A 25162-nucleotide genomic window follows, 5' to 3' on the forward strand; every position below is an offset into this window, starting at 1 on the left:
AGCCCTCTCTCTATCGTTCAAGTCTGATCGGTTCACTATAGCTTCTAATTCCGTGACCCAGAGTATCAAAAGCAAGCACCGTAAGAACGAGTGCCAGTCCGGGGAAGAAGGCGAGCCACCACATTCCTGCCGATAAATATCGCATCGATTCTGACAAGATAATGCCGATGGCAGGCTGCTGGGGTGATAAACCAAGACCTAGAAAGGTAATGGCTGCCTCATGCAATATCGCATGGGGGAACACGAGCAGCAGACCGACCAGCAGCTGCGGGATCAGATGCGGAAGCATATGATGCAGGGCAATATAGCCCTGTGACTTCCCCATTCTCCGAGATACCTGTATATAATCGGCTGATTTCAGCTGAAGCATGTCAGCACGGATCACTCGGGCCAGCTGCGGCCAGTGTGTGCATGCGATAGCGATAATGACTCCTTTGGCGCCGCCGCCGAAGACGAAGGCAAGCAAGATGAGCGATACCAAATGCGGAACGCTCATAAACAAATCAATAAACCAAGACACGGCCTGATCCATTCTTCTGTCCGCAGCTGCAAGCAGGCCGACCAGCAAGGCGATAAGGCTGGAGCAGGCTGCTGCCGTGAGCCCAACTTGTATGCTGTAAGCAAGTCCTTTCAAGGTGCGGTCCAACATATCACGCCCAAGCCAGTCCGTCCCGAACAAATGCCCGGCACCCGGTGCCAGGTTACGTTCCGATAGCGACGTATGGGCTGCCTGCTCTGGCAGGAATGAGCCCAAGAGCAGGACCGCAGCCAGGAATCCGGCACTTATTAGGATTCGAATCACATTTTTGCCTCGGGTATTCAGTGTTCGCCTGACTTCGGCAGGTGCAGAAGATCGTCGTTCCAGCTGCTGCATTTACACCGCCTCCTTTGTATCAAACCGTGGATCAATCCAGCGGTATAACAGGTCGGCAATGAAATTGCCGGTGAAGACAAACAGCGTGCTGCACAGAACAAGACCCAGCAGGAGAGGTACGTCGCCGCGAAGCCCTGCTTCAACCGTGGCTTGTCCCAGTCCGGGGTAAGAGAATACCTGTTCCGCCAATATGGCTCCGCCAAACAATTCACTAAAGGACGCAAATTGAAGCGTTACTGCAGGCAGCATAATATTACGCAGGCCGTGTCGCCGGAATAGCGTGAACCCCTGCTCTCCTCTTGCACGCGCATAGAGCACGTAATCTGAATCCAGCACGTCGATCAGCTTCTGACGTGTGTGAAGCGCAATATTTGCTACTCCCGCTACACTTAGTGTCAGAGCAGGGAGAATCATATGCCGCACCCGTTCTATAATGGTCACCTCACTGCTGAGCACCCCCGCAGGTACACCGAGACCAATGGGAAACCAGCCAAGCCAGACACCAAATACCATTAGCGCTAGCAGGGCAAGCCAGAAGGCGGGTGTGGAAGCGAGCACGTAGCAGTACCCTTTTACCACATGATCCAGCCAGCTTCCCTTATTCATTGCGGCTAACGAGCCGAGTGCAAACCCGAGGACACCCGAGATCGTCCAAGCAGCTCCCATCAGTGCAAGAGAAGCCATAAATCGGTGCTGGATCAAATCCAGAACCGGCTCCCGATAGATCATGGAAGTACCAAAATCTCCTTGCAAAAGGGATGACAACCACTTACTGTACCTGACCAGCGGCTCATCGTTTAATCCCCAGCGCTCTCTGATCTGCTCCAGCTGCTCAGGACTTACCTTCATGGCATCCGCACCTACATAGGCCATCACGGGATCAACCGGTGAGTACTCAATCAGCATAAAGGCAATGAAACTGACCGCGGCCAGGAGTGAAGCCAGCCGGAGCAATTTTTTCAATAGATATAACATCCAACTGCTAAATGGTCCTCGCTGCTGTCTGTCTTGCATTATTCCGATCCTTCCCAGAACCACTCTTCGATGTTAGAGGTAATTGGCCATCCGTGACCGTGCGGATGAATCTGCTGCTCGCCGATATTAAGCCCTTCACGCACCAGATAAATATGATCCACGTTAACGAGCCATGCCCATGGCGCGTCACCTTGGAAGCTAAAGCCTGTCGTTCCATCCCATAATGCCTTCTGCCAATACCCCCACGCTTCCTCTTCGTCGGTTGCCTTCATTGCCTTGTCCATCCAAGCATCGACTGTAGGATTGCTGTATTGTCCAGCATTGTAATATCCCACCCCGTTATTGGTACTGGAGTATAGATTGTAGGTTTCCAGCGGATCATGACTTCCCCACCCGAACAGCACCGGATTTGCGTACATCAGCTTCTGTACTTCTTCCCGGCTCTTCCCTTCGACCTCAATCTGAATACCCGCCGCCTTCACCATATCGGCTACAGTCAGGGCAATCGACTGTCTAGTCATGTCTCCGGCAAAATAATACAGCTTAAAGCTCGCTTCAAGCGTACCTTTCTCTACAATTCCATCCTTATCTGTATCATGCCATCCTGCTGCTTCCAGAATCCGCCTCGCTTCTGCCGGATCCCCGTCCGCAAACTGTGCTTCCTCACTGCCCCACGGCAGATCATCCGCTACAGAGTATGCCGGACGACCATACCCCTCCAGCACACCTTCCACCAGCGCCTCTCGGTCAATCGCCACATTCACAGCCTTCCGGATCGCCGCATCAGCGGTTACATCATTGCCGGTCATTATCCCTTCTGAGGTTGTCCCTCCTGCCGGATTGTACGGAAATACAATTCCACGATTGTCTACGGTTTTCACCGCTTCAAGCTTCATGCCCGGAACCTCTTGTCTAGTAAAAGCGGCCGGAATCGCTGCAACATCCACCGTACCAGCCTGCGCCGCAGCATAGGCCGCGTCTTCCTCCAGGAACAAGAAGGTCAAGCGATTGAAATACGGCTGTTCCCCGTAGTACTCCGGATTCCGCTCTACGATGACCTGCTGGCCCTTGTCCCACTGCACCAGCTTATACGGGCCCGAACCGATGGGCTGCTCCGCGTAGCTCTCATCATAAGCATGCTCAGGCACAATGCCGAGTGTAGTCAGAAGAGATATAAACGTTGACTGCGCTTCTTTTAAAGTGAACACTACCGTCGTATCATCCGCCGCCTCTACTTTCTCCATGTTGGTTAGATCAATGATGGACGCGCTCTTCGCGGCTGTCTCGAAGGTAAAGGCTACATCCTCTGCTGTCAGTGCCTCACCGTCCGAGAACCGAACATCCTCTCTCAGCTTGATCGTCCAGGTCTTGCCATCCTCGCTTACTGTATAGTCGGTTGCCAGATCATTCACCACATTAAGATCAGCATCCCTTTTAAGTAATGTACTTTGAAAGAGAGGAGAACCATATTGGCCCCACCCTGTTGTCGGGTCATATCCTGCCTCCGTCTCTGTACCGATGGCCAGAATCAGTTCGTCCCTCACTTCAGGGGCTGTATCCTGGCTTTGTGTGACTATATTCTCTTCCCCCTGGGTACAGCCTGCAAGAATGATTGAGAATGATGTTGCCATAACTAACATGGATTTTAATAAGCGAAGCTTCATTGGACCGTTCTCCCCCGTTTTTTGCATATATTTAGATATCGTGCTACAAATTTCACTAATTGTAGCACGATATTCAAACAGTCATCAACCATATTTTGGGCTAAAACCACTGGTGGCGTAATGAAAGTTGACATAAGTCAATCATGCGAGAAAAAATCAACTTGGAGAGAAATCATAAACCGAATAAAAAAGAGGATCCACATTCGCCATTAGGCAAATTGAAGATCCTCAACTGATATATAGACTGCAGCTATACCTTAAGAAGCACAGTTCTCACATTCAAAATAACGATTGGATGCGTCCATCGTTTTGAGCAGTTTACCCACGATGACATCCTCCAGGTCTGTAAATTCAAGATCAGCGATCCGCTCACGGACAGCTTCTTTTGCCTTCTCTTCAGACTCCTCTACCCAGCTGAATTCACCGCGGAAGCCAGTGGATTGTAGTTCATATTCGAATAGATAGCGGTTCATCTAATATTCCCTCCCATTTCTATATCGCAGCTTAAAAATACCAATATAATACAACAGATAGTGGCAACCTCTATTGTATACCCCTATATATAGTCTGTAAAGAGGGATAGCTGCTTAAATATGTGAATGGGCTTTCTCAGCATCATTAAACGTCACAGACAGCTCAGCATAGTGTACACCCTTCTGAACCTGGATCTGTTGATGCAATGAGCGAAGGCTGCTGACAGATCCGCGAACAGCAATGACTTCAAGACACTGATGATGATTTAGATGAACGTGCATATTTGAAATAATGTCTTGGTGATAATGATGCTGCAATTCCATAAGCTTACTCGGCAGCTCACTGGCATGATGGTCATAGACCATCACAATCACGCCGGCAACCTGCTCGTCCGAATGCAGCCTTGAAGGCTCGAGCATCGTTCTTCTAGCCAGATCACGAATGGCTTCCGAACGATTCTTATAGCCCTGTTCCAGTATATATTTGTCAAACTGCTCGATCAGCGGCGTTGGGAACGCTACACCGAATCGAGTCAGCTCTTCCTTATCATTCATAATGGACCCTCCTGTCCTTCAGTTAAGCATCATATGAACAGAAGTTTAACACAGGAGCTGGTTTTGAAATATAGAAATGAATCCTGACCGCTGACGGCCGCTTTATCTTCTCCGGATCAGCGAGCCGCTTCGTACGCCTGGGCCTGCTGATATTTGGCATTCTTCCTGCCCGCTTGAGACTCCGTAGACAATGCCGGTACTATCTGACCCTGTCACCATGAGCAGCCTTCCATCAGCTCCTAGTCCATCGATCTCAGACAGCTCTACACCACGGCATTGGTGCAGGCTGACAAGAGAGCCCTGATCCACCTTTGCTGTAATATGTGTCAGCTCCAGATGCTTGGCCTGAGAACATATAAACCCGTTTGCCGCGTGTACGTGGTAATTGTTCACACTTATATCTTCCACAGGCATTTCAGCGAGACCACTTACGTACATTGCAGTTTGGGCTCCGCTGCATACCACCTCACGAATGGAAATGTTACGAAAAATCGGCGTCCCCTCGCCCACGGCATAGATCTTCTCATCTCCTCGGCCCGAACCTTCCTTTCCCTCATAGAAGAGCGAGAAGGAAATGGCCTCCTTTGTGATATCAAGCATCCGGATCCGCTCAATGATAATATCCTCTACGATCCCGCCGCGGCCTCTCGCGCTCTTAAAGCGCAGACCGATATCGGTTCCCATAAACATGCAATCGGAGACTCGAACATGCCGAACGCCTCCGGACATTTCGCTGCCGATGACAAAGCCGCCATGCCCATGATAGACCGTAGAGTGGCGAATGGTCACATATTCAGTAGGGATGCCAAGCTCGCGCCCCTCTGCGTCTTTGCCTGATTTAAGACAGATGGCATCGTCTCCGACATCGAAGGAGCAGTACTCAACGAGCGCATGCCTTACTGAATCCAGATCGAGCCCGTCCCCGTTCTGTGCATACCAAGGATTCCTGACGTTTACTTGGCGAATCGTGACATGCTCACAGGCCCATGGGTGCAGGTTCCAGGCCGGGGAATTCTGAAAGGTAACTCCTTCCAAGAGCACTCGCTTACAACGGCGCAGACTGAGCAGATTAGGACGCAGATATTCATGAGCTGGCTCATAAGCTGCCTTATCCCGCACACCGGAGGTATGCAGTGCTTCTGTGAAGGACGCCCCGTTCATTGCCCGTTCGGACGGCCACCATATGGAATTACCCCCTCCACGCTCATTAACGGCACCACCGGAGGCGACGAGTGCTTCCCAGGCTGAAGCGGTGAGCTTGTTCTGCTTCACGGGTCTCCATGCGTCACCGCTTCCATCGAATATACCTTCCCCGGTTATAGCCACATCTGTGAGATTCTCTCCGTCCAGCGGAGATCTTGAGCGTATCGCCTGACGTCCTTCATAGCTTGATAGAATAAGCGGATAATCTGTATATTCTCTGCTAAACCGAACCAGTGCCCCCCGCTCTAAATGCAGCTCTGTTCGGCTCTGAAGCAGGATCGGCCCTGTCAGCCATATACCGGCAGGGATAATGACTCTGCCCCCGCCCGCCTGAGCACAGGCCGTCAATGCTGAATTAATATGATCCGTATTATCGTATAGACCATTGCCTATAGCACCAAAATCCACAATTTGAAATTCTCGCTGCGGAATATCCGGCAGTTCGACATGATACAGAGCAGCTTCGGTCCCATCGATCTCATGCACATTCAGTTCCTTCACAGGCATCAAATCTCCTTTGCTTTTATATTAATGAAGTGCAGGATTCCATCGCTCTCCCGTGATATATTCGCAGCTTCTCTACCATATTCCTTGCAAAAAAGATCATATTTTTTAAAATATTGCTTATTTATGTTTTAAGACCCATTTTATAGACAATGCCAGCACCTCAATTTCATTATTCCTAACAAGCAACTCACATTCATACAACAAAAGTACTAGATCAATTGCTACTTATGTAATGTTTCATGACAAATAGATTGCTCTACTCTTTGGTCTTATTGTATCATTATATTCATATTTCCTTTATATTCCTTAGATGGATGAGTAGAAATAGAAAAGGGCGGTGATCTCCCATTGATTGAGTTTAAAAATGTTAACAAACATTACGGCAGCTTTCACGTACTCAAGAACATCGACCTCCAGATTAAGGAAGGCGAAGTCGTCGTGATCATCGGCCCTTCCGGTTCAGGCAAGAGTACCCTGCTGCGCTGCATCAATCGTCTGGAGACGATATCCGGCGGAGAGCTGCATGTCAGCGGCGTTCCTCTGCATCAGCGCAAGATCGACATTAACAAATTCCGCAAAGACATCAGCATGGTATTCCAGCATTTCAATCTATACCCCCACAAGAAGGTTATCGAGAATATTACACTGGCTCCCATCAAGGTGAAGAAGGAGTCCAAGGCCGCTGCAGCTGAGACCGCGATGAAATATTTATCCCGTGTCGGCATTGCAGAGAAGGCAGATAGTTATCCCAGCCAGCTCTCCGGCGGACAGCAGCAGCGTGTAGCCATCGCGAGAGGACTCGCCATGGATCCCAAAATCATGCTGTTTGACGAACCCACCTCGGCACTCGATCCCGAGATGATCGGCGAAGTTCTTGATGTCATGCGAACTTTGGCGAACTCGGGGATGACGATGGTGATCGTCACACATGAGATGGGCTTCGCCCGCGAAGTAGCCGACCGGGTTATTTTTATGGACGAGGGACAGATCGTGGAGGATGCTGCCGCAGAACAATTCTTCTCTAACCCTAGAGAAGAACGCGCACGCCAATTTCTCAGCCGTTTAATCCATCATTAATTCATAAATGATAAAAAAAGGGGTGTTTTTATTTATGAAAACGAAGAAGAGATTTAAAGGCTCCAAGCTCTCGCTCTTATTCATGCTTATGTTTGTTATTGTACTCGCCGGCTGCGGCAATGATGAAGCATCGCCAGCCACAGGCTCCTCAGGAACCTCAGGCGGCCAGGAAGCATCGGAGAATATCGATACTATCGCAGCGATCAAGGAACGCGGCAAGGTCATTGCAGGTGTTAAATACGACACCCGGCTGTTTGGATTGAAGGATCCTATATCCGGCAATGTCGAAGGCTTCGATATCGATATGGCCAAGGCGCTCGCCAAGAAGATACTCGGCGATGAGACAAAAGTAGAGCTGAAAGAGGTCACCTCCAAGACCCGGACACCGCTTCTTCAGAACGGCGAGATCGACATCATCATCGCGACGATGACCATTACCGAGGATCGCAAGAAGGAAGTGGATTTCAGTGATGTTTATTTCAATGCAGGTCAGTCACTGCTTGTAGCCAAGGGCAGCCCGATCACAGGGATCGAAAGCCTGAATGCGGATACGACAGTACTTGCAGTTAAAGGTTCAACCTCTGTTACAAATATCAAGGAGAAAGCGCCGGATGCCAAAGTACTCGAGTTCGAAAACTACCAGGAAGCCTTCACTGCGCTGAAAGCGGGCAAAGGCGATACGCTGACCACAGACAACTCCATTCTCCTAGGTATGATGCAGGATGATCCGAACTACGAGATGGTTGGAGACATCTTCACTGACGAGCCTTACGGCATGGCCATTCGCAAAGGCGATCAGCAAATGGTCGATACCGTCAACGAAATGCTTCAGGAGATGAAAGACAGCGGAGAATATGATGAGCTCTATGAAAAATGGCTGGGAACAAGTCCGCCAAGCGCGGAGTAACCCGTATAAACATCCTTTCGTAAGGGCGGCTCGGCCGCCCTTCTTTATTTGCAACTAAGAAGGAGGGAATCCGATGCCAGAAATTGATATAAGTGTGCTATGGCGATACTGGGATGATTTCTCGGCAGGCTTTCTGAATACGCTGAAGATCAGTCTCATGGCGCTTACCGGCAGCTTTCTGATCGGTGCCGTTATCGCCGTATTTCGCATTGCTCCCATCAAACCGCTCAACTGGTTTGGTGCGGCCTATGTTGAATTCATACGTAATATTCCACTGCTTGTGACGATATTCTTTTTCTATTACGGGCTCTCATCTGTAGGACTCAATCTGGATGGCTTTGTATCCGGGACACTCGGTCTGACCATCTACACCTCTGCCTTTGTGGCCGAATCCATTCGTGCAGGGATTCAATCCGTACCCAAGGGGCAGCTGGAGGCTGCACGCTCTTCAGGTCTCAGCTACATCCAGACGATGGTGCATGTCGTTATGCCTCAGGCTGTTCGGATCGTGCTTCCCGCCATGGGGAACCAGTCCATCAATCTGGTGAAGAATTCTTCCATACTGGCTGTCGTTGCAGGACTTGATCTGATGTATTTTGCAGACAGTGTCAATTCAGCTACCTTCCAGACGCTATCGGTCTATACCGTTGTTGCTATTCTCTATCTCGTGATCACACTTCCGTTAAACTTCCTTGTCCATTACTTGGAGAAACGCTTGAATCAGCGCGAGATCCGGAATACAACCCACAAACCGCGTTCACGCAAGCTGTCAAGAGGACTGGACAGGCCGCTTAACTAGCTTCTTCAGACGTGAAAGGAGGAGGACAAAATGGATTTTGCAGGCGCTTATACCTGGCCCTATATACGATTTCTTCTTGAAGGCTTCATGCTGACATTGCAGGTCGCCGGTGTCGCCATCCTGCTCAGCTTTGTCGTTGGCATCATCCTAGGCACCATTCGATATACGAAGTTTCCCGTTATTTCGCAGATCGTTGCCGTGGTCGTGGATACGATCCGCAACCTCCCGCTCTTTCTCATCATTCTGGTGTCATACCTGATCCTTCCTCAGTTCGGCATCAACATGTCCGTATTCTGGGCTGCTGTATTCGGACTGACGATATTTGAAGGCTGTATGATCGCTGAGATACTCCGCGGCGGACTTAATTCCATTGATAAAGGGCAGATTGAGGCAGCGCGTTCCTCGGGTCTCAGTTATTTTCAGACACTGCGTCTGATTACGCTCCCGCAGGCTCTGCGCCGAATGGTGCCTCCCCTGCTCAGCCAGACCATATCTTTGCTGAAGGATACTTCACTTGCTGTTGCCATCTCCTTGCCGGAGCTGATGAATCATGTACGTATTGTCGGAGGCCAGAATCCAGATTTCTACCTTCCGATGATTGTTTTTGCCGCAATGCTTTACTTTATCGTCAATTATTCACTATCACTCTTTGCCCGGAGACTGGAGACCCGCGTCGACGCTTAATCGTCTTATGGGTACAGGCTGGATAAGTGAAACTGCACCCCGATTGTTAGATACTCACTAACAGTTGGAGGTGCAGTTTTTATATGATTAAATAGACTTTGAACTGTATCCACTAGTTAGCATAGGAGGATCAATCATTTTGAAGAAAAAGAAATGGATCTTATCGTTTATTTCCTTGTTTATTATCATTTACATTGCATTCGGCTTTTGGATAGCGAGTGATACCAAACTAATTTTAGAAAAATCTCTTGAATCTGATGATGATTATACCGAATACATGAGCCAATCATTTTTTGATAACACCAATTTAACAGCAAGAGGCGATACTTCAAGCCGTTTTACATATCATCCTGAAAATCATAAAATAGGCACTGTTTTTCCACTACATTTCTTCTTCATTTCAAAAGTATTTGTAACGCATGAATACGATCAGCCTGACTTCGGATTTCGTGAGACACTCACAATAAATCTAAAGCTTATGAACGGGCATTGGTATGCTTTAAACGTTAAATTTAATCCGTAGCGGCTCAGGCAACCCCATACCCTTCTTCAAGTCAAACAAAGCGCAGATCATCCTTTTTTCTCATTTCCACACAGAACCTGAATATCCTATTCATAAGGATTGCCAGGTTCTTTTGTATGCATCGTCTTGAAGATGTCGATACTTGCAATAAAAGGAGGCTGCCTTGACGTGAACACCTTGTTTATTGCCCTGTTTATTATTCTACCCTTCATTCTGAGTGCCCTTTCTCTGCTCTTCAAGCCGATACAGAGAGTGCTGCACTTCATTGCCTTGTTCTGTTTCTATGCTGCAGGGGTGTGCCTGCTGATCTCTGTTTATCACACGAATATGAGCGGCATGACCTTCACGACGCAGATTCATCACATCCTGCTCGACCCGCTGTTCGTCATTCCTGCGGCTTATCTTGGAATCTACATTCCATTCCTAATCATTACGTACCTTCTGATCCCCAAAAAGAAATGACCATTGGCACGGATTATTAAAAATAATTCAACAAAATACAGATTAACAATTGCAATTTGATGAGAAAACATGCATAATAAAATCATTGATAATGATTATCATTATTGTAGGTTGTCTTCGTGACAAACTGCAAATTTCTTATATAAAGGGGACTCTAAGACAGAATGAAAGCATCGGTAACCAAAACAACACTTCAGCTTGATGATTATCTGGACCTGCTTAATCTGGCGGTGTCCATTGGCGACGAGAAATGGCAGAAGGAAATTATTCGCAAATTGTCTTATACTTACCCTGCAAAAGCCGCTACCCATATGAAGTAACTCATACTTAACGCACATATAGAATCGAGAGCCTGCTGTCGATTCTTATCCAATTCAAAGACACCCATTCCAGAGCGGCGGGTGTCTATTTCATTTATCCAACGATTATTTTATAGTCTGCAAATTTTCGAAGAACACACATGATTCGAAGGGCAGCCGCAAATTTCATGCAGCTCCTTCAGCTCACGAATGAGTATTTTCCCTTGGGTCACTTCAATGATCCCTTGATCCTTCCATCCGCTCAACGTCTTCGTCACATTCTCACGTGTCGCCCCAATCATCTCAGCAAGATCGGCATGGTTCAGCTTTTTCATAATTAGAATTCCTTCCGGCGTCGCTTTACCATAACTGTTGCTCGCTCTCACCAGCATCGATGCCAGCGCTCCCGCCTTGCCGTTCATTAGCAAATCGCGCAGCTTAAGCTGCGTAATCCGCTGCATCGTTCCCATCCACCGAATGAACTCCAGCGCTATATTTCCGTTCTCACTAAGGAGCTTCTCCAGATCATTCATCATGATGACCCCGACCACGCCGCTCTCAACCACTTCCGCCCCTTGCCCGTAGACTTCACCGTCTACACCGCCGAACTCCCCTAGCAGATCGCCGGCATGCATGAAGGACAATATGATCTGCTTCCCGTCCTCGCTCATCTTGGTCATCTTGATCCGACCAGATTTGACATAATAAATCGCTTCTACATCGTCACCTTCGTAATACAATATTTCTCCGGCTGTGATTGTCTTGGGCTGCATGATGCTTAGAAGGGCTTCTTTAACCAACGCCTCTCCTTGAATGTCCGTTCCGCCAATACCACTCACCGTCGCCACACGTCTCCTTTGATTAAGTACGATTGTCATCTCCATCCGCCTCCACTCGCTCTTTGATTCTATTGTACCGTGTGCGGGACCGGGCTGTGATCAGGGAAACACCTGATTTTTGAAGTGAATTCCCCCTAAATTCATCCATTATTTCTCTAAGTGAAGTTTTTCACTGCCGCCGTATACATTTACGGTAATGATTAATGTATGAATCCACTTCGTTCATCATTAGAATAGTCAAGTTAATTCGTATAGATGTGAAAAAAACAAAAAAAGGATGTGATGACCCATGCACCGCTTAACCCTATTGGACGAAGAGGCTTTAAACCGTTTGCATCAAAATTTAACCTCCGACTTTACTGCGATCGTGCTTCTCACAAAGCCTGGGGGCAAGCTTAGGGTCATTTCAAGCATAGGCCGTCGCAGCGAACGCACGAGCAAGCTGGCCTTCCGCCCAAGCCAAGGAATAGCCCAGCATGTATTTAAGTATGGGCGTAAATATATAATTGATGGATCCAGTCTGGACCTGTCCGGGCTCCGCCAGACCTGCCCCCTCCTCCTCGCTGAGCGGCTGAAGAGCATCATCGCCGTACCGATCCTGCATTACAAACTACCTGTCGGTCTGATCATTACCGGCCATCGTTCTAACTACACTTTCACCGACACCGATATTAAACGAGCACAGAATGAAGCCAATGTTATTTCTCAATCTGTAAACGCGTTTTATCCTGTATCTCCCTAATCATTCACACACCTCTGTATATAAGAGCATGTTGATATGGATTCGTCTGTGCAGCGTTTTCCTGTGTGTAGTAGAATGGTAGTTAGATGACACTGTCAGGGAAACGGAGGAGAGTCTATTGATTAGGATCGTGATTGTAGATGACCACGTCGTCGTTCGTTCCGGACTCAGCGCACTGCTGAACGGCAAACATGATATCGAAGTGATCGGCGATGCTGCAGACGGTGATGAAGCCATTACCAAGACAGAGGAGCTGAGGCCTGATGTCGTGCTCATGGACTTCAGCATGCCTCCAGGTAAGGATGGTCTCACCGCAACAACAGAGCTGAAGAAGAAAATGCCCGATGTCCACGTCCTTATTCTTACCATGCATGATGATGAAGAATATTTGTTTCGCGCCATTCAGGCAGGCGCATCCGGATATATTTTGAAGAGTGCACCGTATGAGGAGCTGATCACCGCTATTCGTTCTGTTGCGGAAGGCAGCGCATATCTATATCCCAGTGCAACGAAGAAGCTGATGCAGGAATACTCTGAAATGTTACGCCGGGGAGATACAGACGGACCGTTCGAATCTCTATCTGAGCGGGAAAAAGAAATTATGGCCTGGATTGCCAAGGGCTACTCCAATAAAGAAATTGCCGAGCATCTCGTCATCAGCGTGAAGACGGTCGAATCTCACAAGAGCAACCTAATGGATAAGCTTGGCTTGAAGAGCCGGCCAGAGCTGGTCAAGCTCGCCATGAAGAAGGGACTGCTCTCTTATGACTGATCAGCAGCAGAGCTTTACCACCCCGTTTGGCAGCTATTCAGTTGATACATTACTGACCGAAGTGGATCGGCATATCGAGGAACTCACTGTCAAAACAGAGCTGAAAAGCGCGCTTCGCGAGCTCAGCGACCTGAAGCTCGCGCTCGACGAGTCTTCAATCGTTGCCCTGACCGACCAGAGGGGAACGATTCTGTATGTCAACGATAAATTTTGCGAAGTGTCCAAATTTTCCAGAGGAGAGCTGATCGGTCAGGACCACCGGATTATCAACTCAAAATATCACAGCAAGGAATTTATGAAGGACATGTGGCGGACCATCGGTCAAGGTAAAGTATGGCATGGCGAGCTACGGAACATTGCGAAGGATGGCAGCATTTACTGGGTGAACACAACGATTGTCCCGATCTTGAATGAACAAGGAAGACCCAAGCATTACCTCGCTGTGCGAAATGAGGTTACCAAGCTCAAGGAGGTTGAAGCCGAGCTGCAATCTATGATGAGCAAAGTGATCAGCATCCAGGAGGAAGAACGCAAACGCTTCTCACGAGAGCTTCATGACGGTCTCGGGCAGAGCCTCTACTCCCTCGTCATCCAGATTGATCAGCTTGCTTCGAGTCAGAGCGAAGGGCCGAATGACCTCGGGCCTCTGCGGGATCAAGTCACTTCCATTATTGAAGAGGTTCGAGGACTTGCCTGGCAGCTTCGCCCCTCTGTGCTCGATGATCTCGGTGTCGTTCCTGCCATCCGTTCTTATATTGAGAATTATCGTAATTACTACGGGATCGAAGTTACCTTCGAATGCAGTCTGCACCGTCGTCTGCCCCATCATCAGGAAATCGCTGTCTATCGGATCATTCAGGAGGCGCTCACCAATACGGCGAAGCATGCCGATGCATCCGAAGCCAGTGTCAGTATTAATGACAGCGCTCATGGGCTGACGATTGTCATTGCTGATCAGGGCGAGGGCTTCAATCGAGAAATCCCTGGAGCCGGCGTCGGTATGTTCAGTATGGAGGAGCGCGCACGAAGCGCGGGCGGAACCCTATCGATTGAAACGAGTATTGGCGAAGGCACGAGGATTACGTTGTCCTTCCCGAATAAATAGAACAAATGAAAGACATGCTGCTCGCAGCATGTCTTTCTGCATCCACATACATCCTTGTATCCTTATACAACCTTGCATCCTCATACATCCTTATGTCCTTATATGTGTTAAGACCTCCTTCTCTTCTGTTCTCACCTTCCCTCTCTCTGTCAGCTTGTTATCTGATTTAATTGGTTAGGAGCCATACACTCACTTATTTGGTTGCCGCAATTTGAGGAGCAGCTACCTTATTCTTCACGCCTGCGTCCCCTTTGACGAACAAGAACAGCACCCCTCCGATGAGCAGAAGAACGCCGGATAGATAGAATCCTACCTCAATGTTCCCTGTAACGTCTGACAAGTAGCCTGTAATATACGGCGCAAAGATCGAGGAGAGCATGCCTGCAAAGTTAAAGAAGCTGTAAGCTTTAGAATACATATGAGACTTCGTGTTATCTGCTACAAAAGAGATCAGAATCGGATCCAAAGCCAGCTTGCCTACGAAACCATAGATGATTAGTCCAACAATCATGAGCGAATAATTTTCAACATAAGGAATGACAAATTGGCATATTGCACCGAAGAATACGAGGATAAGAATAAGCGGCTTCTTGTTCTTCGCCCGATCGGACAAATAACCGAACAAGATCGCTCCCGGAATCGAGGCCCACGGAACCAGCGAGGCAATGATACCCGTCTCGGAGCCCTCAAGACCGCGTGACTCCTGCAGATAGAATGGCAGCCAGGTCATCATTCCGAAGAAGCCGTAGAGTGAGCAGAAGATGAGAACATACGTTAGAATGTGATTTCTAGTGAAAAGATCGCGGATATTCCCCTTCTCTGCCGGTGCTGCGGTTTCCGATTGAACCACTTCTTTGCTGCGGTCGTCTTTGACGAATACAGCAATCGCAATGGCCACGAGAATCGTCAGCACTCCGAATAGATAAAAAGTGAACTGCCAGCTCATGCCGAGCTCGAAGGTAAAATAACTGGAGGCGATAAAGCCAAGGGAGATGCCGAGTGCCATGCCGCTGTTGATCAGTGCCGAGGATACGCCCCGATACTTCTTGGGGATCGCATTAGCTGATATACCGTACTGGGGACCGTAATAGGTTCCTTCTCCAAGCCCGGTAATTGCGCGTATAACGAGGAATACAATAAAGCCGGGAGCAAATCCACTGAGAATGGTACCAATTCCAAACAGGATGTAGCCGGCTACAAGCACCTTCACTCTACCGAAGCGGTCTGCCAAATAGCCCGAAGGAATCTGCATTGCAGCATAAGTAATAAAAAACACCGTCGACATTAGACCCAGCTCTGTGTTATTTAATCCCCAATCCTCCCCAATGACACCCATGACCGGAGATAAAATATTGCGATCTGCGTACATAAAAGTCCAGCCTAATGCAAACAAAATGATAAGTACCACAGGATTACTTGTCTTCAAGGATTTCATCACAAATCACTCCCTAATATAGTATGTAAATTTTAATGACACAAAAATATATAAATGGGCTAATTTTCGAGCTAAAACCTCCTTATCATTAAAAAAATGCAAACAATAATAATGAAGTCGAGATACAAGTGTCACTTAAACTAACATGTTGAAAGAATATCATGACCTTTTCATAGTAGTCAACAACGTTTTGAAAGCAACAGGAATATAAAATGAACATTTCGAATAAAAATTATTGACTTATCTTTCGAAAAGTTTTTAAATAGGCAATGTGAGTTACATAAAGATGGTTTTGGAATGAAATAATGTGCTTTCAGCTTACATCATGTAAGAAAGGTGGTTTTTTGAAGTGAGTGAGGAATTTTATGTAAAAAAGAACTCAACAGAGATTCCGCATATGCACAGTCTCGATGAGATAGATCGCAAAATATTAATTGCACTGCATCAGAACAGCCGGATTTCCTATACGGATCTAGGGCAGCAGATCGGACTATCGCGCGTAGCCGTCCAAGCTCGAATTAACGCACTCGCTGAGAAGGAGATTATTGAACGCTTTACAGTTGTCATTAATCCGGTCAAGGTGGGGTTGTCCGTGTCCGCCTTCTTTAATGTGGACATTGAGCCCATGTATTTAGATGAAGTAGCTGAGCGGCTCGATCAAGAGCCTGCTGTAACAAGCTTGTACCATATGACAGGTCCGAGCACGCTGCACATGCATGGTATTTTTGCGGATATGGAAGAGATGGAGCAATTTCTGCTTGAGAAATTATACAAAATGCCCGGGATCGTCAAAGTCGAATCCCAGCTGCTGCTCAAACGCTACAAGAGCCGCATGGGCATGCGCTTATAGGAGGGAACACCTACGATGGACTTACAGCCTTACAAGGAACTTGCGATTGGGATGGCCAGAACAGGCGTGCTTGGCTATGGAGGCGGCCCGTCCGTAATTCCGCTCATTCGCTATGAAGCAGTGACCAGATACAAGTGGATGGAAGATGAAGAATTCGGGGAAACACTCGCGCTCGCGAATGCACTTCCCGGTCCAATTGCCACCAAGATGGCAGCGTATCTTGGATACAAGAAGAAGGGCGTGCTTGGCGCTATTATCTCTGTACTCGCTCATATTTTGCCTTCAAGCATCGCGATTGTCGCTCTACTCGGTGTCATGTATACCCTGAAAGACTCGAAATACATAGCAGGCATGATTGCCGCCGTACGTCCTGTAATTGTCGTCATGCTTGGAATTATGGCTTACGAATTTGCGACGAAGGCCTGGAAAGGGCTGGGCAAGGGGTTCGCGATATTGTTCGGCGTGCTCGCGTTTGTCCTGCTTCAGCTGCTTCAGGTTCACCCGGGTATTGTCGTCATCCTCTTCCTCGGCTATGGCATGCTCCATTTAAATCTGGTGCAGAAATACAAGCGGAATAAACAGAACGATAAAGGAGTGTCTTAAGCGATGGAACGTTTGCAAACATGGTGGGAACTATTCTGGGGCTTCTTTGTCGCGAATGTACTCGGTTACGGCGGAGGACCTGCCTCCATTCCGCTCATGCAGGAAGAGATCGTTAATCACTATAACTGGATGACGAATGAACAATTCGGTGACGTCCTTGCGATCGGGAATGCCCTGCCGGGTCCAATAGCGACGAAAATAGCAGCATTTGTCGGCTATCAAGTCGCCAGCTGGCCGGGGTTTATTATTGCGACCTTCGCTACCGTCGTTCCTTCAGCAGCAGCCCTGATCCTTCTGCTCAGTCTCCTGAATAAATACCGTACCTCGAATGTCGTGAAAGGCATGACACTGCTCGTACAGCCTGTAATTGCTGTATTGATGATCCTGCTGACATGGGAGATGGGTGTCGTCTCTGTCGAGGTCATCAACTTGTGGCAGACGCTCGCTATAGCTGCGATCGCGCTATGGGTACTGACCAAGACCAAGATTCACCCTGCGCTTGTCATTCTGGCGTCTTTTGCATATGGTGCACTGGTCATATCTCATACGATATAATGTAAGGTATAAAAAAGAGGCGCCCCGGTCTCCTGCTCCCTATGGGACAGAACTCCGGCAAACGCCTCTTTTTTATAATCAATTCATTTTATTATAGAATCTATAAACTACTCTGTAACAATAACGCTGACCTTCGTCTTCTCTCCAGCAAAATCAACGGTAATTGTTGCTTTACCTTTACCTGTGGCCTTAACCACGCCATCCTTCACCGTAGCAACAGTGATGCGGGAGGATTTCCAGAGGGCAGGCTTGGACACATTGGCTTCCGTACCATCTGCATAAGTAGCTGTAGCGATGACGCTGGCAGATTTGCCTTTTTTCAGCTCCAGCACAACCTCATCGGTTTGCAAATACTTGAGTGTATCGACATCGAGCGGAATGCTGACCGATTTGGTTCCGTATTTGCCTGTGATTTTGGTCTTGCCATATCCTACAGCTGTTACTTCTCCCTTGCTGACCGACGCTACTTTGTAGCTGCTTGCCTTCCATTCAGCAATGTCAGTGACATCGCGGGAGGAACCATCGCTCAGGAATACCGTGAGCGTAATCTCCGCTTTGTCTCCTGACTTCATGGACAGAGATTCCACCGAAGCCTCAATCCGATCGATATCATCCACTTCTACCGATACCGTAATCTTCTGCTCGCCGTACTCTGCCGTAATCGTGGACTTGCCTTTGCTGTATGCCGTAACGAGTCCTTTCTTCACATCGGCAACGCGAGCGATGCTTGATTTCCATATTGCATCATTACTTACATCCTGTTCATTTCCATACTGATCAGACGCCGTCAGCTTGATTTGATAAGTTTCTTTGGACAATAGAGCAACAACAGGTACATCGGCGGACAAGCCGCTTGCCAGGCCTACTTCTACAGACATCGTGTACGACTTACCGTCATACTTTGCCGTAATGTTTGCCTTACCTGTTGCAACGCCTGTAATCAGCCCCTCCGACGAAACCCCAGCGACCTTCTCATTACTGGAGCTCCACTCTGCTTCCTCATTGATGACAACCTCACGGTTATCTCCATCGAGCGCATAAGTGGCGATCAAGTTCGCCTGCAGTGTACCCGCTTCAGGTAACGCGCCTTTCTTATTTTGAAGCTCTACCTTGGTCGGGATATCGACACTGATTGCAACTTGGACGGTTTTGCCGCCATAAGAGGCCTTGATCGTTGCTTTTCCTGATTTATAAGCATGTACGTTACCTTTAGACACATAAACGATATCTGGTTCACTGGAAGTCCAGTCTGCCTTGCCTGTAACCTCTTCCGTTGTACCATCCAGGTAAGTTGCATTCAGCTTAAAAGCATGCGTGCCGCCTACCGTCATCCCCAGTTCTTCTTCCATGATATCCAGATATCTTGCCACTTCAACGTCTACCGGAATTTCGATGCTGCGATCTCCGTACTTGGCTGTAATTGTAGCTGAGCCAGAAGCATTGGCATATACTTTGCCATTAATGACATCAACTACTTTTTCATTACTGGATGTCCATGTCGCATGATTGGTAACAACCGTTTCCTTGTCGTCTGGATATACTGCCGTCAGGCTCAGATTGTCTGTATCTCCAATCTTCATAAACAGACTCGGCTTGTTCACGGTCAGCTTACGTGTCTTATCGACATCTACTTCCAGCGTTGTTGTCTTGGTTCCATACTCCGCTGTAATCGTCGCTGTTCCAGCCTTGTAAGCAACCACTTTGCCCTGATAAGCATCTGCTACCTTCTCGTTGCTGGAGGACCATACGGCCTCTGTGGTTACATCCTTGGTTGATCCGTCCGGATAGGTAGCAATCAGCTCCACTGTCTGCTCTTCTGTTAGAAGCAGGGATAACTTAGCGTAATCTTTAACTTCAATGCGTCTTACAACTTCTACATTCACATCAAGCGACACACTTTGCTTGCCCAGCTTGGCTGTAATTGTTGCCGTACCCGCAGATAAGCCTCTTATGCTTCCGTTAATGACTGTAGCTACTTTGCCATCCGAGGACGACCATTCCGCCTTATTCGACACCGCTTCCGTAGTGTTGTCACTATAGATGGCTGTAAGCTCTATCTCCTCTGTGTCCCCGATGCGAAGATCCAGACTTTGTTTATCCTTTGTCAATGCCTTTACTTTCTTCGTTACTTTGACTTCAACTGCCTGGGATTCTCCTTCATAAGCAGCGACAATTGTCGCTGTTCCCTCTCCCTTGGCTGTGATCGTTCCGTTATATACCGAAGCGACTGTACTGTCTTCACTTGTCCAATCTGTATTCACCGTTACATTGCTCGACTTACCATCACTGTATACGGCTGTCGCCGTAAGCGTAATCGAATCTTCCATTTCCAGATTCACTGTGTTCGTCGATAGCACAAGTTTGCTTAGTTCAGCATCTGCAGCAGAGACGCTCTTCATGGAAGTCAGTCCTGTCGTTGATAGAATCAGGAGCAGTGCCATAAATACCGTGAACACTTTTGCATAGCTATGCTTTAACATGATTTCCCCCCAAATATGAATAAAAGTATTGTCTTCTCTTATGTCGGTCAGGGGTGAGCAATTAATTAGTTTTATAAGTCTTTTTTATGTAATGAATTCACTTCAATCTCCCTATGTGAAGAGTGTGCCGCGAGGTGCAGACGGCTGGAGCATGGAATACGACAATACAAAGCATACCTGGGGCAGGATGTCGCATACGTTACAGGAGAGGAGGGAAGTACATATGTCATTTGACTATATAGGATATTGGGAGAACACTTACAAGAACGGGGGCAACTCCGGAGCTGGCTCGTACGGGATGCTGGCTGAATTCAAGGCAGAGGTCATTAATCGAATCATTGCATTGCATAAGCTTATGCGCGTTATTGAATTCGGCTGTGGAGACGGCAATCAACTGAGCTACATGGACTATAAAAAGTATCTCGGGCTGGACGTATCCGCCTCTTCCATTCAGATGTGCGCGAAACGATTCGCTTCCGATCCTTCCAAGAGCTTCATGTTATACAACCCAGGCTCGTTTCTCAATCAGGGGTTTATAGAAGCCGACCTTGCTGTATGTCTGGATGTGCTGTATCACATTACCAACGAAGAGGACTACATCAGCACGCTTCGAGATCTGCTCAGCGTATCGGCCGATTGGGTGATCATCTATACGCGAATAACGAATGCCCATTCTGCCTCGGGAGTAGAAACCATTCAGGATCGAAACATATTTGATTACTTGGCGGCATTCCCGGAGTACAAGGTAGAGGAGATCATTCCACAGCGTTATCCGGACTTATCCTCTGCTGATTTTTTGCTGCTGCGAAAGGCTTGAGCACTTTTGTTTTGAAAAAATTATAATTTTGTCTCTTTTTACTAACATTTGATGTGTATAATAGCTAATGATGCCATTATTAATTAAGGATCTTCATCCATCGCACGCAAATGAATAGGTAAAAGGAGTTTATTATGCTACAAAAGTTAGTGTTCTGGACCGTGGGCGCCGCTGTCATCATCAGCATCGTGGTGCTGTCCATTTATTTCAACAGCGGAATTGTTCCACAGGATACGATTCAATAGTACACAAGATCATTGGCCGCTGAAAAAGGCTGCGAGAGCATAGGTTTCTCTGCAGCCTTTTTTGATTTTATTTAATTATGCAGTTCTTCATTATTTATTGGAGGTCATGCTCTCCTGCCCGCATTTCAAACTCTAGCCTGCAATGTGTTTCAAGCTCTGCAGATGGAGCATTCCTATGTGCAAGGCAGGTCGTATAAAAAGTAAACGGATGTCCATCATGATCCACATGATCAGTAGAGTACATGGACACCTCCAGCAGCTCCGGATCATAGCTTAACTGAAGCACGGCCCGCGTCCCATACCAATACACTGTTCCTTTTTCCACAATTACCGGCTTAAAGCGGCTGATCAGCCGCTCCTCAAAATGCTTCTCCTCGCCACTCCAGATGAACCGATCTGTCAGCTCTATCGTGACCGTGTCCTCGGCAGGAGGACAAATCCACTGTGCATAACGGGTATAGCGAGCAAGCCCTGCATCGGGATAGGCCTCTGTCAAATCCAGCTCTACCTCAAGCCCGAGCTCATTCGTTCTCTGCATGATGGTTCTGGCGCGATATTCATTACCGCTTCCTTGCATAACCCTGTTAATGACAGGAACATTGTGCCCGCCGGACGATATGTTAATGATCTGCTCTCTTCCTGCTTGAAAGTATGCCTGAGTATACATCCCTGCACCAAGGTCACACAGGATATTCTCTCCGCCTCCATGCATTATAAATTGACCCAGATCATTATGATTATGCGGCTCTCCGTTATGCCCGCCTTTGATGGCAAATCCATAGGCTAGAGGTCTCTTCTCATGCTCATGCTTATGCTTATGCTCATGCTCATTCTGATTCGCTCCCGATCGCTCAGCGCGGCAGATCCACCATCCGAGTTCGTTGAATACACTGACATTCGAATGAGAGGAATTATGCTCCTCCACCTTCATCGAGAGTTCCACGACCTGAGCCTCTTCTCCAGCTGTCCACAGTCCATTTCGCAGCACATGCGCCCATCGCCTCACGGGATCACTTAGCAATCCCGGTACAGCGTCATAAGGAACGACTCGCGATCCAGTCCGCTCCATTAGACGATGAAGCAGACCTGTGGGGAGCACCTCCTTCTCACCACTATCGGAGAAATTGACATACACACCTTGAGACAGGTGAATTCGCTCTGGGAAACCGGCTATATTGCGGGGGTGGGCTGATGCCAGCAAATCCAGCCCGCCATTCGTCCGCTCTCTCAGCATTTCCGAAAAATAAGTGTAGTACCCAAAGCCGTACACCCAATATCCCAGTCCCTCCGCACATCCCCCATCTGCTCCATAGCCGCTAAGAAAGGATTCAAGCGATGCACAGACCTGCTCAATGGCAGCTGCAAGCTCGTCTGCATCATCCATGAGTAAGAGTGCAGCCATCCCGCTCCCTCCTGCACATACAGCCGACCAGTTGTGATCGGCCCGCCTCCAGAAGAAGGGCTTATTCTGTATGAACACCGGTTCAAGTACCCGCTGCCGTACTTCTCTTCTGATGCGCTCTGCTATCCGGCGATCCAATACATCTTCATACATATATAACAGCTCAGCGAGTGTCTCCGCCGTCTCGGCAGCAAACAGATCCACCTCTGACACCGGATCGCTCTCTGCCGGAAGGTGGGCAGTCAAGCACCAGGTGTACTCTCCGCAGACATCCCAGAGAGCATCCTCCAGAGCAGCTAGATATGCCCGCTCTTCATCGCTGTTCGCTGCTACAGCTGCCTGAATTCCTAGAGCCGCAAGCCTTGCTCTGCGTTCAAAGTATACGTCCTCATAGCCTTTACGCGCGCCTGTCTCTGCAAACTGGCGGAAGTTAGAATAGGTGAGCGGAGGCAGCGGCTCCTGCATGGCGACCCGTGCCGTTTCGGCAATCTGCTGCCAGTACAGACTGAATTCAGGCCTATCTGTCGTCTCCTGCAGCTGTGCCTTCCAATCTGCTGTCCCTAGCAGGGAGGCCGGCTGTTTGCTGCTGTGGACCAAAGCCTCTCTGATCTGGCTGCTGTCAACGTTCAAGTATGGAGGCCTGTCGCCTGTCAGTTCAACATTCTTCATATCGATCCTTACCACCTTTGCATAGGATAGTATGTATTCGTTTACATTTTTTAATTGATATCGTCAATGAATTAAGACCTACAAAAGGGTTATAAAATGAGTTATACTGTGGTAAGAATAAGTAAGGAGCCGTGCTGGAACACGACTCCACTGTACAATAACTGCATAAAGAGCAGTCGGCCACACAGTTAGGTCGAGAATAGACCGTTACCCTGCCGAGGGCGGTCTATTTTTTCATGTAGGAAAGAAGCGCCAAAATGAACATACCGAACATGAACATTAAGGAAAGTGCATCTTTAACCTCCACGGGCATCACCTCCCTTCTGGGAGACTAGCCGACCGCCCTTCTAGCCGTATACTGTACTAGCAAATTATAGCATAAAAGGACAATTAAAAATCCAGATTTATACATAAATCAGATCATCTACCGTAAACTACTCAAAGAACAGCTCATCCACCATAAGGATCAGCTGTTCTTTAATTTTATGGAACTTTTTTTCATATAACAGAGTCCAATTTTAAGTATCCTGATAAGCAATTCAATGAAATGGGGTCTTCAATTTGAGAAAACAAGCACTACCGCTCTTTGTACTGCTGATGCTTACCGTATCCGGCTGTACTACGAATGCAGAGCTGGAACCACCTCAGCCTGAGATTCAGACACCGAAGGAATCACCTGCCGATCAGGAAGTCATCAACCTGCACGGACAAGTTACAGGGCTGTATTACCTTGAAGAATTTCTGAATAAAGAACGCTCTTCTCAGAAGATTGTATCTTACACCATTGAAGGTGATCCAATTTATCACACCCTAACACACAAGGAGGACGGTACAATTCAGGTGGTCTATGATCCAACCCAGGATGCCTACGGTTCAAACGAAATCAGTACATTCAGCTGTAATGCCCTGCAAAAAACAGATACAGACGAATCCTTAGTCTATTCCCTCTCGCTGTGTGATAACGGAAATTTAAGTGAACCCATCATCCAGCTTGATTACCAGCTGGGCATTTGGAATCACTGGACTTTCGGCTGGAATATGGCCTGAATCAAGGAAATGTGATCGATACAGAGAAGAAGCAGATTACAGCCAATTTAGAGAACGGAGAGTCTGTTACAGCGAGTGATGTTCATCTGAATATAAAGACCCGAACGCAAATCTATAAAGAAATGGTCAAGCATGGGGCATTTTCCGCGAGCAGCGAGGGAACTACAACTTGCACCAAGACACCATTTGAGAGCTACAGCCTTATCGTAAAATTCAGGGATGAAACTTATCATCACGAATGGAATGGATGTGATAAGACACATCAGGATCTGACACGATTAGCTGAAAAAATCACTGGCCTGATCGATACCTACTACGAATCAAACATAACTTTGGGGAAGGTATCCATGCATAAGGCGTCTGAGCCGCAACAAGCGGAACAACTGTCTCTAAGCACTGAAAAGAGTGAATACTTGCGCGGAGAAAGGGTGACCTATATCATTGCGAATCACTCTGAAGAGTACAATCTCACTTACAGACTAATTAAGAAAGTTACAATTTACGATCCAGAAGAACGTGAAAACAAGAGGAATCTTGCCATGATCAGCAATTCATTTCACCTAAAGCCGCTTAATTCCCTGTAAAGCCTTAATCTAACA

Annotated in this window: 27 protein-coding genes; 16 read left to right on the plus strand and 11 right to left on the minus strand. The window is 47.8% G+C overall.

The genetic code is table 11. From position 1 onward, the window contains the following. Positions 1 to 10: 10 nt before the first annotated feature. From BLW49_RS17485 to BLW49_RS17510, 6 genes are all read right to left on the minus strand, one after another. Positions 11 to 874, minus strand: a complete 864-nt coding sequence (locus tag BLW49_RS17485; protein WP_076314885.1) for an ABC transporter permease — start codon at positions 872 to 874, stop codon at positions 11 to 13. After that, complete coding sequence (locus BLW49_RS17490; protein WP_177178778.1) at positions 875 to 1849, minus strand: ABC transporter permease; 975 nt, start codon at positions 1847 to 1849, stop codon at positions 875 to 877. A 38-nt stretch (positions 1850 to 1887) separates the two neighbouring features. Next, the gene (locus BLW49_RS17495; RefSeq protein WP_076314886.1) at positions 1888 to 3513 is read right to left on the minus strand and encodes an ABC transporter substrate-binding protein; all 1626 of its coding nucleotides are present in this window, start codon (positions 3511 to 3513) and stop codon (positions 1888 to 1890) included. A gap of 257 nt (positions 3514 to 3770) precedes the next feature. Then, complete coding sequence (locus BLW49_RS17500; protein WP_076314887.1) at positions 3771 to 3986, minus strand: hypothetical protein; 216 nt, start codon at positions 3984 to 3986, stop codon at positions 3771 to 3773. Between the two features lie 114 nt (positions 3987 to 4100). Further along, complete coding sequence (nikR, locus tag BLW49_RS17505) at positions 4101 to 4541, minus strand: nickel-responsive transcriptional regulator NikR (protein WP_076314888.1); 441 nt, start codon at positions 4539 to 4541, stop codon at positions 4101 to 4103. Positions 4542 to 4643: 102 nt separating this feature from the next. After that, positions 4644 to 6245, minus strand: a complete 1602-nt coding sequence (locus tag BLW49_RS17510) for a glycoside hydrolase family 28 protein (RefSeq protein WP_371264575.1) — start codon at positions 6243 to 6245, stop codon at positions 4644 to 4646. Between the two features lie 354 nt (positions 6246 to 6599). Here BLW49_RS17510 and BLW49_RS17515 point away from each other — a divergent pair, with 354 nt between their 5' ends. The 7 genes from BLW49_RS17515 (at position 6600) to BLW49_RS28840 (ending at position 11023) form a co-directional block, all read left to right on the plus strand. After that, positions 6600 to 7328 carry an amino acid ABC transporter ATP-binding protein gene (locus BLW49_RS17515; RefSeq protein ID WP_083656122.1) on the plus strand — a complete coding sequence of 243 codons (729 nt, stop codon included), beginning with the start codon at positions 6600 to 6602 and terminating at the stop codon, positions 7326 to 7328. Positions 7329 to 7362: 34 nt separating this feature from the next. Beyond that, positions 7363 to 8235: a glutamate ABC transporter substrate-binding protein gene (locus tag BLW49_RS17520; protein ID WP_090725828.1), complete on the plus strand. Its 873-nt coding sequence runs from the start codon at positions 7363 to 7365 to the stop codon at positions 8233 to 8235. Between the two features lie 73 nt (positions 8236 to 8308). Continuing rightward, entirely contained in the window at positions 8309 to 9034 is a 726-nt protein-coding gene (locus BLW49_RS17525; protein WP_090725830.1) for an amino acid ABC transporter permease, read from the plus strand. Positions 9035 to 9064: 30 nt separating this feature from the next. Continuing rightward, a complete protein-coding gene (locus tag BLW49_RS17530) occupies positions 9065 to 9718 on the plus strand; it encodes an amino acid ABC transporter permease (protein ID WP_076314893.1) in 654 nt (217 codons plus the stop codon). A gap of 139 nt (positions 9719 to 9857) precedes the next feature. Continuing rightward, positions 9858 to 10241 (plus strand): hypothetical protein, encoded by a 384-nt coding sequence (locus BLW49_RS17535; RefSeq protein ID WP_090725832.1) that lies wholly within the window; start codon positions 9858 to 9860, stop codon positions 10239 to 10241. 168 nt (positions 10242 to 10409) lie between these two features. Next, a complete protein-coding gene (locus BLW49_RS17540; protein ID WP_083656124.1) occupies positions 10410 to 10703 on the plus strand; it encodes a hypothetical protein in 294 nt (97 codons plus the stop codon). Positions 10704 to 10867: 164 nt separating this feature from the next. Further along, positions 10868 to 11023: a hypothetical protein gene (locus BLW49_RS28840; protein ID WP_177178771.1), complete on the plus strand. Its 156-nt coding sequence runs from the start codon at positions 10868 to 10870 to the stop codon at positions 11021 to 11023. Positions 11024 to 11133: 110 nt separating this feature from the next. Here the strand turns inward: BLW49_RS28840 and BLW49_RS17545 are convergent, their stop codons facing one another. After that, positions 11134 to 11880, minus strand: a complete 747-nt coding sequence (locus BLW49_RS17545) for a Crp/Fnr family transcriptional regulator (RefSeq protein WP_177178772.1) — start codon at positions 11878 to 11880, stop codon at positions 11134 to 11136. A 250-nt stretch (positions 11881 to 12130) separates the two neighbouring features. On the opposite strand from BLW49_RS17545, the gene BLW49_RS17550 reads away from it, so the two are divergent. The 3 genes from BLW49_RS17550 (at position 12131) to BLW49_RS17560 (ending at position 14460) form a co-directional block, all read left to right on the plus strand. After that, complete coding sequence (locus BLW49_RS17550) at positions 12131 to 12583, plus strand: GAF domain-containing protein (RefSeq protein ID WP_090725836.1); 453 nt, start codon at positions 12131 to 12133, stop codon at positions 12581 to 12583. A 118-nt stretch (positions 12584 to 12701) separates the two neighbouring features. Further along, positions 12702 to 13355: a response regulator gene (locus tag BLW49_RS17555; RefSeq protein ID WP_076314896.1), complete on the plus strand. Its 654-nt coding sequence runs from the start codon at positions 12702 to 12704 to the stop codon at positions 13353 to 13355. Further along, positions 13348 to 14460: a PAS domain-containing sensor histidine kinase gene (locus BLW49_RS17560; protein WP_076314897.1), complete on the plus strand. Its 1113-nt coding sequence runs from the start codon at positions 13348 to 13350 to the stop codon at positions 14458 to 14460. Before BLW49_RS17555 ends, BLW49_RS17560 begins: the two co-directional genes overlap by 8 nt. A gap of 193 nt (positions 14461 to 14653) precedes the next feature. Here BLW49_RS17560 and BLW49_RS17565 read toward each other — a convergent pair whose 3' ends face one another. Continuing rightward, positions 14654 to 15886 carry an MFS transporter gene (locus BLW49_RS17565; protein ID WP_177178780.1) on the minus strand — a complete coding sequence of 411 codons (1233 nt, stop codon included), beginning with the start codon at positions 15884 to 15886 and terminating at the stop codon, positions 14654 to 14656. A gap of 406 nt (positions 15887 to 16292) precedes the next feature. Here BLW49_RS17565 and BLW49_RS17570 point away from each other — a divergent pair, with 406 nt between their 5' ends. From BLW49_RS17570 to BLW49_RS17580, 3 genes are read left to right on the plus strand one after another with little or no spacing between them, the layout of a single operon-like run. Then, the gene (locus tag BLW49_RS17570; protein WP_076314962.1) at positions 16293 to 16745 is read left to right on the plus strand and encodes a chromate efflux transcriptional regulator ChrS; all 453 of its coding nucleotides are present in this window, start codon (positions 16293 to 16295) and stop codon (positions 16743 to 16745) included. A 15-nt stretch (positions 16746 to 16760) separates the two neighbouring features. Beyond that, entirely contained in the window at positions 16761 to 17348 is a 588-nt protein-coding gene (locus BLW49_RS17575) for a chromate efflux transporter ChrB (protein WP_076314899.1), read from the plus strand. A 3-nt stretch (positions 17349 to 17351) separates the two neighbouring features. Next, positions 17352 to 17903, plus strand: coding sequence for a chromate efflux transporter ChrA (locus BLW49_RS17580; protein ID WP_047912475.1), 552 nt, complete (start codon positions 17352 to 17354; stop codon positions 17901 to 17903). Positions 17904 to 18010: 107 nt separating this feature from the next. Here BLW49_RS17580 and BLW49_RS17585 read toward each other — a convergent pair whose 3' ends face one another. Further along, entirely contained in the window at positions 18011 to 20383 is a 2373-nt protein-coding gene (locus BLW49_RS17585) for an Ig-like domain-containing protein (RefSeq protein WP_090725838.1), read from the minus strand. A gap of 223 nt (positions 20384 to 20606) precedes the next feature. Between BLW49_RS17585 and BLW49_RS17590 the strand changes: the two genes are divergently transcribed. Continuing rightward, positions 20607 to 21200 (plus strand): class I SAM-dependent methyltransferase, encoded by a 594-nt coding sequence (locus tag BLW49_RS17590; protein WP_090725840.1) that lies wholly within the window; start codon positions 20607 to 20609, stop codon positions 21198 to 21200. A gap of 339 nt (positions 21201 to 21539) precedes the next feature. Here BLW49_RS17590 and BLW49_RS17595 read toward each other — a convergent pair whose 3' ends face one another. Next, entirely contained in the window at positions 21540 to 23516 is a 1977-nt protein-coding gene (locus tag BLW49_RS17595; protein WP_090725841.1) for a heparinase II/III family protein, read from the minus strand. Between the two features lie 226 nt (positions 23517 to 23742). Beyond that, positions 23743 to 23823 carry a putative holin-like toxin gene (locus BLW49_RS29500; protein WP_305954055.1) on the minus strand — a complete coding sequence of 27 codons (81 nt, stop codon included), beginning with the start codon at positions 23821 to 23823 and terminating at the stop codon, positions 23743 to 23745. Positions 23824 to 24077: 254 nt separating this feature from the next. Here BLW49_RS29500 and BLW49_RS17600 point away from each other — a divergent pair, with 254 nt between their 5' ends. Next, positions 24078 to 24563 (plus strand): DUF4362 domain-containing protein, encoded by a 486-nt coding sequence (locus BLW49_RS17600; RefSeq protein WP_090725843.1) that lies wholly within the window; start codon positions 24078 to 24080, stop codon positions 24561 to 24563. Further along, the gene (locus tag BLW49_RS17605; protein ID WP_090725845.1) at positions 24527 to 25147 is read left to right on the plus strand and encodes a hypothetical protein; all 621 of its coding nucleotides are present in this window, start codon (positions 24527 to 24529) and stop codon (positions 25145 to 25147) included. Before BLW49_RS17600 ends, BLW49_RS17605 begins: the two co-directional genes overlap by 37 nt. Positions 25148 to 25162 lie beyond the last annotated feature (15 nt).

The sequence above is a fragment of the Paenibacillus sp. PDC88 genome (assembly GCF_900106725.1).
Classification (GTDB): Bacteria; Bacillota; Bacilli; order Paenibacillales; family Paenibacillaceae; genus Paenibacillus; species Paenibacillus shunpengii.